We start from the raw sequence: 14,124 nt of genomic DNA, 5'->3' as shown, positions 1-14,124 counted from the left end.
ACAATACATAAAGAAAAGAAAGAGGAAATAATAGAATGACACATTCAGTATTCCAAGGACGTAGCTTCTTAGCAGAAAAAGACTTTAGCCGTGCTGAGTTAGAATACCTTATCGGTCTTTCAGCTCACTTGAAAGATTTGAAAAAACGCAATATTCAACACCACTATCTTGCTGGCAAGAATATCGCTCTCTTGTTTGAAAAAACATCTACTCGTACTCGTGCAGCTTTTACAACAGCAGCCATTGACCTAGGGGCACATCCAGAATACCTTGGTGCTAACGATATCCAGCTTGGTAAGAAAGAATCTACAGAAGATACTGCGAAAGTTTTGGGCCGTATGTTTGACGGGATTGAATTCCGCGGCTTCAGCCAACGTATGGTAGAAGAATTGGCAGAATTCTCAGGTGTTCCAGTCTGGAATGGTCTGACTGACGAATGGCACCCAACTCAAATGTTGGCTGACTACTTGACTGTTCAAGAAAACTTTGGCCGTCTGGAAGGCTTGACATTGGTATACTGTGGTGATGGACGTAACAACGTTGCCAACAGCTTGCTGGTGACAGGAGCTATCCTTGGCGTAAACGTTCACATCTTCTCACCAAAAGAACTCTTCCCAGAAAAAGAAATCGTTGAATTGGCAGAAGGCTTTGCGAAAGAAAGCGGCGCACATATCCTCATCACTGAAGATGCTGACGAAGCAGTTAAAGGTGCGGACGTACTTTACACAGACGTTTGGGTATCTATGGGTGAAGAAGACAAGTTTGCAGAACGCGTTGCCCTCCTCAAACCTTACCAAGTAAACATGGATTTGGTGAAGAAGGCTGATAATGAAAACTTGATTTTCTTGCACTGCTTACCAGCATTCCACGATACAAATACTGTTTACGGTAAAGATGTCGCTGAAAAATTCGGCGTAGAAGAAATGGAAGTAACAGACGAAGTCTTCCGCAGCAAATATGCTCGTCATTTTGACCAGGCAGAAAACCGTATGCACACAATCAAAGCGGTTATGGCTGCAACTCTTGGAAACCTCTACATTCCAAAAGTATAATCTTACATAAGAAACCGTCTACCAACAGCTATGAGGGCTGCGACTAATAGCTTTAGTCCGGCCCTCTTTTATATGATAAGAAAAGCTCATTTTCTTATTGAAAATTAAAAAATCTACTAAAATAAATTGGAAGCGCATTTATTATAGCGCAATTAAGGAGAATTTAATGGGAAATCGTAAAATCGTTGTAGCCTTGGGGGGAAATGCTATCCTTTCATCTGACCCATCAGCGAAAGCACAGCAGGAAGCCTTGGTGGAAACTGCTAAACACTTGGTAAAATTGATTAAAAACGGAGATGACCTTATCATTACCCATGGAAATGGTCCACAGGTAGGGAACTTGCTGCTGCAACAGTTGGCAGCAGACTCTGAAAAGAATCCTGCCTTCCCACTAGACTCTCTTGTGGCTATGACAGAAGGCAGTATCGGCTTCTGGCTGCAAAATGCCTTGCAAAATGCTCTCTTGGATGAAGGTATTGAAAAGAATGTCGCTTCTGTTGTGACGCAAGTAGTGGTGGATAAGAACGATCCAGCCTTTGTCAACCTCAGCAAGCCAATCGGTCCGTTCTACTCAGAAGAAGAAGCAAAAGCGGAAGCTGAAAAGAGCGGAGCGACTTTCAAAGAGGATGCCGGCCGTGGTTGGCGTAAGGTCGTTGCTTCACCAAAACCAGTGGATATCAAGGAAATTGAAACGATCCGTACGCTTTTGAATCAAGGTCAAGTAGTGGTAGCTGCGGGTGGCGGTGGGATTCCTGTCATCAAGGAAGACAATGGCCATCTTACTGGTGTTGAAGCTGTTATTGATAAGGACTTTGCTTCTCAACGCTTAGCGGAGTTGGTTGATGCTGACCTCTTCATCGTCTTGACTGGTGTGGACTATGTCTTTGTTAACTACAACAAACCAGATCAAGCAAAACTGGAACATGTGAATGTTGCTCAATTGGAAGAATACATCAAGCAAGAACAATTTGCACCAGGCAGCATGCTTCCAAAAGTAGAAGCAGCTATTGCCTTTGTCAATGGCCGTCCAGAAGGTAAAGCAGTTATCACATCTCTGGAAAATCTTGGTGCTCTGATTGAATCTGAGAGCGGTACGATTATTGAAAAAGGCTAGGCATAGAACTTAACCGAAAAGCGATAGCAAGTAATCTCTATTGCTGCTGCAAGTCTTTTCCTGAAAACCTATGATTATTTTCAAAAATACTGGCTTTTTCAATGTTAATATGGTAAAATAGAAACAAAGTAAGCGTTTTCTTGTTTGCTCATACAGGGAAATGTAGGTTCGTAACCTCGTTAAAAAATTTTTAGGAGGGAATACAAATGAGTGAAAAAACAAAAAAAGGGTTTAAGATGCCTTCATCTTACACCGTATTGTTGATAATCATTGCCATTATGGCAGTGCTGACTTGGATTATCCCAGCAGGGGCTTTTATAGATGGTGTGTATCAAAAACAAGCGCAAAATCCGCAAGGGATTTGGGATGTTCTGATGGCACCGATTCGTGCTATGCTGGGTACGCATCCAGAAGAAGGATCCTTAATCAAGGAAACTACTGCTGCGATAGATGTTGCCTTCTTCATCCTCATGGTTGGTGGTTTCCTTGGTGTTGTCAATGAAACTGGCGCTTTGGATGTGGGAATTGCCTCTATCGTTAAGAAGTACAAGGGTCGCGAAAAGATGCTGATTGTTGTCTTGATGCCTCTCTTTGCCCTCGGTGGTACTACCTATGGTATGGGTGAGGAAACCATGGCCTTCTATCCGCTTTTGGTGCCGGTGATGATGGCGGTTGGTTTTGACAGTCTGACCGGGGTGGCTATTATCCTGCTGGGTTCGCAAATCGGATGTTTGGCTTCCACACTAAATCCATTTGCAACAGGTATCGCTTCAGCGACTGCTGGTGTTAGTACCGGTGAAGGGATTGCTCTCCGTCTCATCTTCTTGTTTGTCATGACAGCTCTCAGTACTTGGTTTGTTTATCGCTATGCAGATAAAATTCAAAAGGATCCGACCAAGTCACTGGTTTACAGCACTCGCGAAGAAGATTTGAAACACTTCAATGTTGAAACTTCTTCATCTGTTGAGTCAACACTGAGCAAAAAGCAAAGAATTGTCTTAGTATTGTTCATTTTGACATTTGTCCTTATGGTATTAAGTTTCATTCCTTGGACAGGTCTCGGTATTACTATCTTTAAGGACATCAATGCCTGGCTGACTGGTCTTCCAGTTCTTGGTAAGATTGTTGGTTCATCTACTTCTGCACTGGGTACTTGGTACTTCCCAGAAGGAGCTATGCTCTTTGCCTTCATGGGAATCTTGATTGGCGCTGTTTACGGTCTCAAGGAAGACAAGATTATCTCTGCCTTTATGAACGGTGCAGCTGACCTGCTTAGCGTAGCCCTAATCGTAGCAATCGCTCGTGGTATTCAAGTTATCATGAATGACGGTATGATTACAGACACTATTCTCAACTGGGGTAAACAAGGACTCAGTGGTTTGTCATCACAAGTATTTATCGTCTTGACCTACATTTTCTACCTGCCAATGTCCTTCCTTATCCCATCATCATCTGGTCTGGCCAGTGCGACTATGGGAATCATGGCTCCTTTGGGAGAATTTGTCAATGTCAAGGCAAGCTTAATCATCACAGCTTACCAGTCTGCTTCAGGTGTGCTGAACCTGGTTGCTCCAACTTCTGGTATCGTTATGGGGGCTTTGGCACTCGGACGTATCAATATCGGAACTTGGTGGAAATTTATCGGTAAGCTGATTGTAGCTATCATTGCGATCAGTATTGGTCTCTTACTCCTAGGAACTTTCTTACCGTTCCTATAAGCTAGAAGCTGAGGTGATTCCATGAAAAATTTTATAACGGAAGAAGTTAAAGAAGATTTTCTTGAATCTTTGAAAACAATCGTTTCCTATCCTTCAGTACTGAAGGAAGGTCAAAATGGAACACCTTTTGGACAAGCTATCCAGGATGTCCTAGAAAAAACTTTAGAAATCTGTCGGGGACTCGGTTTTACAACCTACCTCGACCCTAAAGGTTATTACGGATATGCAGAAATCGGTCATGGAGCTCAGCTCCTGGCCGTTCTCTGTCATTTGGATGTTGTTCCATCAGGTGATGAGTCGGACTGGCAGACGCCGCCCTTTAAAGCCACTGTCAAGGATGGCTGGATTTTCGGCCGTGGGGTGCAGGACGACAAGGGACCTTCTATGGCCGCTCTTTATGCTGTAAAAGCATTGCTGGATAGCGGAGTGGAATTTAAAAAGCGGGTTCGCTTTATCTTTGGTACAGATGAGGAGACGCTTTGGCGCTGTATGGGTAGGTATAACCAGCTAGAAGAGCAGGCTGCACTTGGCTTTGCACCTGACTCTTCCTTCCCTTTGACCTATGCTGAGAAGGGGCTTCTGCAGCTTAAGCTGGAAGGGCCAGGCTCTGATACTTTAGAGCTCGAAGCTGGTCAAGCTTTTAATGTCGTTCCTGACAAGGCTTCCTATTCGGGTGACTTACTGGAGTCAGTTGTTGCTGGCTTGGAAGGTTTAGGATATGAATTTGAGCGAACGGCAGAAGAAGTAACGGTTATCGGCTTGCCTAAGCACGCCAAGGATGCTGCCCAAGGAGTCAATGCCATTATTCGCCTAGCCAAGGTCTTGCAGCCCTTGGATTCGCATCCGGCTCTTGCATTTCTGGCTCAGGCGGTTGGTGAAGATGCGACAGGCAGCCATCTCTTTGGGCCTGTGTCTGACGAACCGACGGGCTTTCTTTCCTTTAATGTTGCTGGTCTGACTTTAAGCTCTGACCGCTCTGAGATTCGGATTGACATGCGGATTCCGGTCTTGGCAGACAAGGGAAAGCTTGTTGAAAAGCTGGCAGAAATAGCCAGTCAATACGAGCTGACCTATCAGGAGTTTGATTACTTGGCTCCGCTCTACGTACCTTTGGACAGCGAGTTGGTCAGCACCCTGATGGCAATTTATCAGGAGAAAACAGGAGACAACAGTCCAGCCATGTCGTCGGGCGGAGCGACCTTTGCTCGTACTATGCCTAACTGTGTTGCCTTCGGCGCCCTCTTTCCGGGAGCTGATCAGACAGAGCATCAGGTCAATGAACGATTGCGCTTAGATGATCTATATCGGGCCATGGATATTTACGCGGAAGCCGTTTATCGTTTGGCTACAACACCTTAAATGCTGACTTTTTGAAACTATCTTCGGTAATGCATTGCTCTAGTCAAGTATGTCTTTCTGATTTGCTAATGTGTTTCATTGAGGAAAAATCGTAAATAGAAAAAGCTGAGGCAATGTTGTCTCAGCTTTTATTTACTAAAGAAGAATGGTGGGGTGAATTCTTTGAGCTTCTCAAAGCAGTCAAGGGCCCCTTGATCATCCTCGCAGATAATCAGACAGACATCATCGCCGCAGACAGTAGCTACAATCTGTGGTAGCTCTAGAGCGTCTAAGATTGCACCGAAAGACTGGGCCAACCCAGGCAGGGTTTTCATAACGACTTGGTTTTGAACTGGCCGCAGCATGACCAAAGCATCCTCCATATAGAAACGAAGGCGTTTTTCCCAACGGGATGGTGCTATGCTATTGATGATATAGTAGGAAGTATCGTTCTCACTGACCTTGACCAGATTGAGTGCTTTCATATCTCGTGAAAGAGTGGACTGGGTTACAATGACGCCGTTTGCTTCCAAATGCTCCTGGAGTTCTTGCTGGGTATGGATTTTTTTCTCCATGATTAAGGAGCGGATGAGACGGTGTCTGCTTTCAATTTTATTCATAAATTTTCACCTATAGTTATTTGATAAACATAGCATCACCAAAGCTGAAGAAGCGATAGCGCTCAGCAATAGCGTGCTCATAAGCTTTAAGTGTTAAGGAACGTCCGGCAAAGGCAGAGACTAACATGACCAAAGTTGACTTGGGCAGGTGGAAGTTGGTTGAAAAAGCATCAACGACCTTCCAATCGTATCCCGGCTTGATAAAAATATTGGTCCAGCCAGAGTCAGCCTGAATCTGCCCCTGGAATTTACTGCCAATCGTCTCCAAGGTGCGGATAGATGTCGTGCCGACTGCAATGACACGTCCGCCATTAGCCTTAACCTGACGAAGTGTCTGGGCAGCTTCCTCGGACAGACTGTAAAACTCGGAGTGCATCTCGTGATCATCTAAACTGTCTACAGAAACCGGTCGGAAAGTTCCCAGTCCGACATGAAGGGTGAGATAGACTAGCTTGACTCCCTTAGCAGCGATCTGCTCCAGCAACTCTTCTGTGAAGTGAAGTCCAGCAGTTGGCGCAGCAGCAGAGCCATTTTCTTTAGCATAGACAGTCTGGTAGCGTTCGCGGTCTGCCAGTTTTTCGTGGATATAAGGTGGCAGCGGCATTTCTCCCAAACTTTCCAAGACTTCTAGGAAAATCCCTTCATAGCTAAAGCGTACAATTCGACCACCATGGTCAAGCTCCTCTACCACAGTAGCAGTTAAGCGGCCATCGCCAAAGGAAATTTGAGAACCTACTCTGAGGCGCTTGGCTGGCTTGGCTAGCACTTCCCAATCATCGCCCTGGGTATTTTTGAGTAGCAGCAGCTCGACATGGCCCCCTGTCTCAGGCTTGATACCATAAAGGCGGGCAGGAAGGACACGTGTATTATTCATCACTAGGGCATCGCCGGGCTGGAGCTGATCAATAATCTGGTCAAAATGCTGGTCGGAGAAGGCACCCGTTTCTTTATCGACCACTAGCAAGCGGGAAGCATCCCTTTTCTCCAAAGGTGTCTGAGCAATCAGCTCTTCGGGCAAGTCAAAATCAAAATCAGCGGTATTCATCGTATCTCCTTATATTGTTTTCATCAGCCAGAGTAGGTAGGCAGCGAGTAGGAAGGGACTGGCTGTCAGCAAGCCTCCTAAAATCAAACTTACAATCTGCCAGCCTGGTTGTTTTTTCATGAGGAAACTCAAGCTGCAGAGTAAGACTCCGACTAAAAATAAAATCAATAAAACAATCAGTAAAAACATGTCTCTATTATAACACGATTTGCTGCAAAAGGAAGCGAGCATGACTGAAAAGTATGTCTATTTTGCATACTTTTTCTTGACAAAAATTGGTCTATACCATATAATTAAATTAAGAAAAGAAGTGGAGGTAGAAAATGAAAATTATTCAAGTGGAAAACCAAGTAGAAGGTGGTAAAGTGGCTCTCGAGCTGCTCAAGGAAAAGCTGGCTCAGGGGGCAAAAACTTTAGGCTTAGCTACAGGCAGCAGTCCAGAAGGATTTTACAAGCAGATCGTTGAGAGTGACCTTGATTTTTCAGAGATGTTCAGTGTCAATCTGGATGAATATGTTGGTTTGCAGGAGGACGATCCTCAGTCTTATCGCTATTTCATGAATCAACACCTCTTTAATCAAAAACCTTTTAAAGCAAGTTTCCTGCCTAATGGCGCAGCGAAAGATTTAGAAGCGGAAGTGGCTAGGTACAATCATCTTCTAGCAGAGCATCCGGCTGATTTGCAGATTTTGGGAATCGGTACGAATGGTCATATCGGATTTAATGAGCCGGGGACTAGTTTTGACAGCCAGACTCACTTAGTGGATTTGACACCGTCCACCATTCAGTCCAATGCTCGATTCTTCGACAAGATGGAAGATGTTCCGACTCAGGCCATTTCCATGGGGATTGGCAATATCCTCAATGCTAAATCCATCATTCTCTTTGCTTATGGTTCAGCTAAGGCCAAAGCCATAGCAGGGACTGTTGAGGGTGAGGTGACAGAGGAGCTGCCAGGCAGTGCTCTCCAGAAGCATCCAGATGTTGTGATTATCGCTGATAAGGAAGCACTTAGCTTGTTAAATCACTAAGATTTTGACGTTGTTGCTAGAAAACTGGCTTTGCCAGATAAAAGTCTCTTAATTTCCTATCTATTTTTTAGGTAGGATTTTTAGATTTATGGTTGACTTTGCGTAAAATATGATATACTAGATAGGTATAATTGTTCTTTGGAGGATCTTGTGAAGAAAAAGCTTTTGTTATTGGGAATTGTGTTCCTGACCTCTTTAGCGCCACTAGCTGCTAGGGCTGATGAATTGGTGGATATGGCTAAAAAGATGTATCCGCATGATAATGTTCAGGCGATTAATCGTCCCAAGTCTTCTCTCGTTATTGATGGCAGTACAGGTGACGTTGTCTGGGAGGATAATGTCGATGAGGTGCGTGATCCCGCTAGTATGAGTAAGCTCATGACGCTTTACTTGGTCTTTGAAGCGATTAAGGAAGGAAAAATCAGCGAAAAGACGGTCATTACAGCTACACCTCAGGATCAAGCTACCGCTAATATTTATGAAATTTCTAATAATAAAATTGTCGCTGGTGTGGACTATACCGTATCTGAGCTGATTACCATGACAATCGTGCCTTCATCCAATGCGACAACAGTCATGCTGGCCAATTATCTATCGGACAATGATCCAGATGCTTTCTTGGATCGGATGAATGCCAAGGCTCAAGAGCTGGGTATGACGAATACCAAGTGGTTCAATGCCAGCGGTGCAGCAGCGATTTCTTTCAAGGGATATTACAATCCTCAGAATTACGATAATACTCTCAGCAATCAAACAACAGCCCGTGATTTGGCGATTCTGGCTTACAATTTTGTCAATCACCATCCTGAGATTCTAAACTATACTAATAAAGCCAAGGTTACAGTTAAAGCTGGAACTCCTTACGAGGAGACCTTTGAAACCTATAATTACTCCCTGCCGGGTGCTAAATACGCACTCAAGGGCGTAGATGGTATGAAGACGGGCTCTAGTCCTAACGGTGCTTTCAACTATATCGCGACCATTAAGCGTGGAGATCAGCGCATGATTGCTGTGATTATGGGAGTCGGTGACTGGTCTGACCAAGACGGTGAGTATTACCGCCATCCTTTTGGTAATGCTTTGATTGAGAAGGCTTATGCGGACTATGAGTACAAAAAACTCTTATCCAAGGGTGAGCAGGAGATTGATGGACAGAAGTATAAGCTGCCTGAAGATTTCTACGCTACTGTTAAAAAGGGAACCAAGCCTAAAGTCAAGGTTGAAAACAATGTTCTCAAGGCTGAAAATGGCTTGAAGACCTTGTCTAGCAAGATCTCTGATGAAATGAAAGTCGAGAAAGTTGAGAATCCAGTTGCTCAGGCCATTGAAAATGTGACTGGAAGCAAATCAGAAAGCAAGCCTTGGTATGGCGTGTTCTTCAGCGATAAGATGTTGATTCTGCTGCCTGTTGGTATCCTGCTAATAATTCTGTACTTTGAATACCGCAGTCGTCAAAAACGCAGGGCTGCAAAACAGGAACGTCGTAGAAATACAGATGTTGAATAAAGGGAATGTCCTCTGTCACATACGAACGGAATGACTTTCCAAGCTAAAACTCAGTTCTTTTGCTGAGTTTTCTTTCTGTTTTAAGGAGATTTTCATGCGAAAAAAGTTTCACAACAGCTATTTAGCTCATTTTTTACTCTTTAATTTTTTCTTTCTAGCCTATTCTCTTTTTTCGACTCTGATATCAGTCTATATGCAGGACTTAGGCTATTCAAATGCCCAAGTATCGATGGTAGTGTCAGCTTCTTTCTTTGCCTCCATGTTGGCTCAGCCAATTTTTGGAGTTCTCAGCGATGCTTTGGGAATTAAAAAGATCTTCCTTTTTAGCTTTCTAGTTATGATGGTTGGGGCTGTATTTTTCATGAAAGCGACTCAGCTTTGGCAGTTACTGGTCTGGTATAGCCTAGTTCTCATGTTGGTTAACGGGGTCAATCCAGTCATGGATGTTCTTGCAGCTCAAAGTCCTTATACTTATGGTAAGATTCGGATTTGGGGAACCATTGGCTATGCACTAGGCTCTCAGCTGGCAGGATTGATTTATCAAAGAGTCGCACCACAGGCTATTTTCCCAGTCTTTATTGGCATGATGCTTATCAGCAGCATAGGACTTTTGGGAATCCAGCCCAAGCACGACCGAGCAGCCCTAGAAAGCAGGAATACCCGCAAGCAGACAGGTCTGGGGAAGCTCTTGACCAACAAAACCTATCTCTTTTACCTGCTTTTGGTCGCCCTTTACTCTGGGGTGGGGAATACTGGTCATACCTATATCCCTGCCATGTTACAGCATAGTGGCTTAGAGGTGGATATGGCTTCGACTGTCGTTGCCTTATCAGTTCTGGTTGAAGCGCCTTTTATCTTTTATTCCTATCTTTTTATGGACAAGATTTCGATGAAGAAGCTTCTTTATATCTGTCTGGGAATCATCTTTCTCCAGTACAGTGTCTATGCCTTGGACCTGGGTTTGATTTCGAAAATCGGGATGACTCTCCTTTCCAAGCATGTGACGGGCATGGTTTTGATTATGGTGACCCTGAAAATCGTGGCCAGCTTGGTCGATGAAAAATATCTGGTAACTGCCATTGCTTTGATCCAAACAGCCCGTAGTCTGGGCACTATTCTCATTCAAAATCTGGCCGGCCATTTTCTGGACAGTTGGGGTTACGAAGGAATGAACCTATTTCTAGCAGCAGTTATCTGTCTAGTCTGTCTGCTGGCCCTCTTTCTAAAATTGCCAGAACGAAAAGGAAATCAATTATTTGGATAATTAAAAACGAGTCGGAGAGATGTTCTCTTGACTCGTTTTTTTGTCTAGATAGTTTCTCTTTCTTTTGCGAATATTTTAGTAAATGAGAGAAATTTTAGAGGGAGCTAGGATATGTTTGTGGCGAGAAATCATAAGGGGCTTTTGTGTAATGCTCTGGAGGAGAAGATTGAAAAGGGGGCTGATTTTGTTTGCCCAGCTTGTTCGGGGGCAGTCCGTTTTAAAAAAGGTAAAGTTATGCAGCCGCATTTTGCGCATGTCTCGCTAGAAGAGTGTAGCTTTTATAGGGAAAATGAGAGCGCTGAGCACCTGAACCTTAAGGCAGAGCTTTTTCGCTGGGCTGTCCAGACAGAAGAAGTTGAGGTGGAGGCTTTTTTGCCTGCACTGCAGCAGATTGCTGATCTGCTAGTTGATGGGAAACTGGCACTTGAAGTCCAGTGCAGTCCCCTAAGTATAGAACGACTGCAGGAACGGACGCTTTCCTACCGCCAGCATGGCTATCAGGTTCGCTGGCTCTTGGGTCGAAAACTTTGGCTCAAGGATTCCCTAACCCGCTTGCAGAAGGATTTTCTCTATTTTAGTAAAAATATGGGCTTTCATCTATGGGAGCTGGATCAAGAAAAGCAAGTTCTGCGTCTCAAATACCTGATTCACGAAGATCTGCATGGAAAAGTCCAACACAAGACTAAGAACTTTCCCTTTGGTCACGGTCAGCTTTTGGATATTTTGCGTTTTCCCTTTCAAAAGCAGGAGATGAACAGCTTTCTGGCCCAGCAAGATCCGCACATCTGCAATTATATCCGCCGTCAGCTTTATTACCAGCAGCCTAGATGGATGCGGTTGCAGGCCCAGCTCTACCAGAATGGCGATAATCTCTTGACTAAGACTGCAGAGGATTTCTATCCACAGGTTCGGCCGATACAGGCTGCCTTCTTCTGTCAGATAACTAATGACCTGACTGGCTATTACCAGCAGTTTGAGACCTATTATGCCAATCTCCAGCAAAAAAATTTGCAAATTGTTTATCCACCGGCTTTTTATGAGATGATAAGAGAAAATGCTAAGTATCGTTAGTTTCCCATTGATGAAGCCATAAACTTTTAGCTATCCTTTCAGTTTTAGAATATTTTAGAATCCTGTATAATATAATAAAGTAATAAGTTAGATAGTTAAAAATTCTAAATCGTGCTAATCCAGTAGGCTTTAGCAAAGAGGAGAAGCGAAAGGAGCCACCATGAAGAAAATTTTTGTAATCTTTTTGAGTATCATCATGCTCAGTTCAGCTATGTTTTTAGGAGGTTGCAGTATGCCAAGCAGTCGGTCAGAAAAAGAAGAAATGATTCAGATTGCAGAAAGTAAAAAGATGAAGAGTGTTATTGAGGAAGGGCTGAAAAAGATTGACCCTCAAGCATTAACACCTGAAGGGAAAATTAAAAGTTATGAAATTAATAAGAAGTCACTAACTCAGAACCCAATGGGAGGATTAATGTTTGATTTAATCATTAATGGTGACGAAGAAGTAACACTAGGTTATGTCATTACAGAGGACGAAAATGGGAAATTTCACAGGGATGGGACTGTGTGGTCACCGAAGCTTACAGAACTAATGGATGAAGAAAATGTAAATGGCAATGAAGAATAAGGTTTTTCTAGATAACTTCCTAGCAATGATTGCGTTATTATGTTCTTTGGAAAAATAGTATAATAATTAATATAATAAATTAATCTAAATTCGCCTTCTCGTTTTTGTTAAGGCATCGGTTTTATCAAAAATGAGAAGCGAAAGGAGTCATCATGAAGAAATATTTTTTCATCTTTCTGACTATCATCACGATTAGCTCAGCTATGCTTCTGGGAAGCTGCAGCATTCTAAACAGTCGGTCAGAAAAAGAAGAAATGATTCAGATTGCGGAGAGTAAAAAGATGAAGAAAGCCTTGGAAAATTTTCTCAAAGGTTTAGATTCTAAAGCTTTGACACCAGAAGGAAAGATTAAATCCTATGAAATTCAAAAGGATAAGTTAGATTATAATCCCATGGGTGGACTAAATGTTTACATAATTATTAATGGGAATGAAGTTTTGAATATTGATATGACTGTTCAGGAAGAAGATACTGGAGAATATGAAGTTGTATCATATGGTATTCCACAAGAATTGAGTGAGTTATTAGAAGAGGATTAACATGGCTAATAATGCAGAGTACAATGATAAGCAGAATGTTGCAGCAGCTTTGGTAGAGTATCGTGAATTAGAATTTGGGAGAAATTATTCAATAGCAGGTAAGAATGGATACATTGGTAATCTTTCTCAGGTATACGACAATGTAAATGGCCATGAAGAACAAATTTTTATCTTTATGAATCTTTAAAAATAATTCCGCTTTCATATTCTTTGGAAAAATAGTATAACAATTAATATAAGTCGTTAATCTAAATGTGGCTTGTCATTTTCGTTAAGACATTAGCTTTACCAAAGATGAGAAGCGAAAGGAGCTGTCATGAAGAAATTTTTTGTCATTTTTCTGAGTATCATCACGATTAGTTCATCTATGCTTCTAGGAAGCTGCAGCTTGCTAAATAATCGGTCAGAAAAAGAAGAAATGATTCAGATTGCGGAGGGGAAGAAAGCGCAGAGAGCAATAGAAGAATTACTAAGACAGGAAGATCCTAAAGCATTGACAGAGGAGGGGATTATAAAAGAATATTCAATTAACAAAAATGAATTAGACTATAATCCAATGGGGGGATTAATCATTGAACTTATAATCAATGATGACCCAGAATTAACTATTAAAACAACATTGATGGAAGAGTCTGATGGGAAGCTAGAACATACAGGATATGTAATCTCTGGTGAGCTTGCAAAGAAGTTGAGGGGAGAATGACATGACATATGATAAAGCATTTTATATTTATGAATCTTTGATGATTCCGCTTTCATATTCTTTGGGAAAATAGTATAATAATCAATATAAAACATTAATCTAAATCTAGTTTCCCATTTTTGTTAAGGCTCCAGTTTTAGCAAAGATAAGAAACGAAAGGAGCTGCCATGAAAAAAATTTTTGTCATTTTTCTGAGTATCTTCACGCTCAGTTCAGCTATGTTTTTAGGAGGTTGTAGTATGGTAAACAGTCGTTCAGAACAAGAAGAAATGATTCAGATTGCGGAGAGTCAGAAATCTAAAAAGTTAATTGAGGAAATGTTAAGGAAGAAAGATCCTGAAGCACTGACAGAAAAGGGGATAATAAAAAAATATACAATAAATGAAAAAAATCTTAAATATAATCCCATGGGTGGCTTAATAGTTGAGCTTATAATAAACGATGACCCGGAATTAACAATTACCACAACATTGATGGAAGAGTCTGATGGGAAGCTAGAACATACAGGGTACGTAATTTCTGGTGAGCTTGCAAAGAAGTTGAGGGGAGAATGAC

General features: G+C 42.4%; 16 protein-coding genes. 13 read left to right on the top strand and 3 right to left on the bottom strand.

Features of this window, described 5'->3' with window-relative positions; all coding sequences use genetic code 11:
• The first annotated feature begins 35 nt into the window (after nt 1–35).
• From argF to J1C91_RS08055, 4 genes are all read left to right on the top strand, one after another.
• Complete coding sequence (gene argF / locus J1C91_RS08070) at nt 36–1,052, top strand: ornithine carbamoyltransferase (RefSeq protein WP_002897953.1); 1,017 nt, start codon at nt 36–38, stop codon at nt 1,050–1,052.
• Between the two features lie 166 nt (nt 1,053–1,218).
• Entirely contained in the window at nt 1,219–2,166 is a 948-nt protein-coding gene (arcC, locus tag J1C91_RS08065) for a carbamate kinase (RefSeq protein ID WP_125439109.1), read from the top strand.
• Between the two features lie 206 nt (nt 2,167–2,372).
• On the top strand, nt 2,373–3,884 hold the full coding sequence (locus tag J1C91_RS08060; RefSeq protein ID WP_125439107.1) for a YfcC family protein: 1,512 nt from the start codon (nt 2,373–2,375) through the stop codon (nt 3,882–3,884).
• A 21-nt stretch (nt 3,885–3,905) separates the two neighbouring features.
• The gene (locus J1C91_RS08055) at nt 3,906–5,243 is read left to right on the top strand and encodes a dipeptidase (RefSeq protein ID WP_009659896.1); all 1,338 of its coding nucleotides are present in this window, start codon (nt 3,906–3,908) and stop codon (nt 5,241–5,243) included.
• Nucleotides 5,244–5,371: 128 nt separating this feature from the next.
• Here J1C91_RS08055 and J1C91_RS08050 read toward each other — a convergent pair whose 3' ends face one another.
• Genes J1C91_RS08050 through J1C91_RS08040 form a run of 3 tightly spaced genes read right to left on the bottom strand, consistent with a single transcriptional unit; the run spans nt 5,372 to nt 7,076 of the window.
• Nucleotides 5,372–5,842, bottom strand: a complete 471-nt coding sequence (locus J1C91_RS08050; protein WP_002896068.1) for an arginine repressor — start codon at nt 5,840–5,842, stop codon at nt 5,372–5,374.
• A 16-nt stretch (nt 5,843–5,858) separates the two neighbouring features.
• Nucleotides 5,859–6,887, bottom strand: coding sequence for a tRNA preQ1(34) S-adenosylmethionine ribosyltransferase-isomerase QueA (gene queA / locus J1C91_RS08045; RefSeq protein ID WP_125439105.1), 1,029 nt, complete (start codon nt 6,885–6,887; stop codon nt 5,859–5,861).
• A gap of 9 nt (nt 6,888–6,896) precedes the next feature.
• Nucleotides 6,897–7,076, bottom strand: coding sequence for a hypothetical protein (locus tag J1C91_RS08040; RefSeq protein WP_002897949.1), 180 nt, complete (start codon nt 7,074–7,076; stop codon nt 6,897–6,899).
• A 134-nt stretch (nt 7,077–7,210) separates the two neighbouring features.
• Between J1C91_RS08040 and J1C91_RS08035 the strand changes: the two genes are divergently transcribed.
• From J1C91_RS08035 to J1C91_RS07995, 9 genes are all read left to right on the top strand, one after another.
• On the top strand, nt 7,211–7,918 hold the full coding sequence (locus J1C91_RS08035) for a glucosamine-6-phosphate deaminase (protein ID WP_125439103.1): 708 nt from the start codon (nt 7,211–7,213) through the stop codon (nt 7,916–7,918).
• 150 nt (nt 7,919–8,068) lie between these two features.
• Entirely contained in the window at nt 8,069–9,424 is a 1,356-nt protein-coding gene (locus J1C91_RS08030) for a DUF1958 domain-containing protein (protein WP_125439101.1), read from the top strand.
• A 94-nt stretch (nt 9,425–9,518) separates the two neighbouring features.
• Complete coding sequence (locus J1C91_RS08025) at nt 9,519–10,688, top strand: MFS transporter (RefSeq protein ID WP_002910241.1); 1,170 nt, start codon at nt 9,519–9,521, stop codon at nt 10,686–10,688.
• Nucleotides 10,689–10,799: 111 nt separating this feature from the next.
• A complete protein-coding gene (locus J1C91_RS08020) occupies nt 10,800–11,759 on the top strand; it encodes a competence protein CoiA (RefSeq protein WP_002910240.1) in 960 nt (319 codons plus the stop codon).
• A 160-nt stretch (nt 11,760–11,919) separates the two neighbouring features.
• Nucleotides 11,920–12,327 carry a DUF1310 family protein gene (locus J1C91_RS08015; protein ID WP_009659932.1) on the top strand — a complete coding sequence of 136 codons (408 nt, stop codon included), beginning with the start codon at nt 11,920–11,922 and terminating at the stop codon, nt 12,325–12,327.
• A 152-nt stretch (nt 12,328–12,479) separates the two neighbouring features.
• The gene (locus tag J1C91_RS08010) at nt 12,480–12,866 is read left to right on the top strand and encodes a DUF1310 family protein (protein ID WP_009659872.1); all 387 of its coding nucleotides are present in this window, start codon (nt 12,480–12,482) and stop codon (nt 12,864–12,866) included.
• A 1-nt stretch (nt 12,867) separates the two neighbouring features.
• Entirely contained in the window at nt 12,868–13,053 is a 186-nt protein-coding gene (locus J1C91_RS08005; RefSeq protein ID WP_009659840.1) for a hypothetical protein, read from the top strand.
• 129 nt (nt 13,054–13,182) lie between these two features.
• On the top strand, nt 13,183–13,569 hold the full coding sequence (locus J1C91_RS08000) for a DUF1310 family protein (protein ID WP_009659943.1): 387 nt from the start codon (nt 13,183–13,185) through the stop codon (nt 13,567–13,569).
• 167 nt (nt 13,570–13,736) lie between these two features.
• Nucleotides 13,737–14,123, top strand: coding sequence for a DUF1310 family protein (locus tag J1C91_RS07995; RefSeq protein WP_032905520.1), 387 nt, complete (start codon nt 13,737–13,739; stop codon nt 14,121–14,123).
• Nucleotide 14,124 lies beyond the last annotated feature (1 nt).

Origin of the sequence: Streptococcus sanguinis (assembly GCF_050222175.1) — a bacterium.
GTDB lineage: Bacteria > Bacillota > Bacilli > Lactobacillales > Streptococcaceae > Streptococcus > Streptococcus sanguinis_M.
This window is presented reverse-complemented; position numbering and strand designations above follow the sequence as displayed.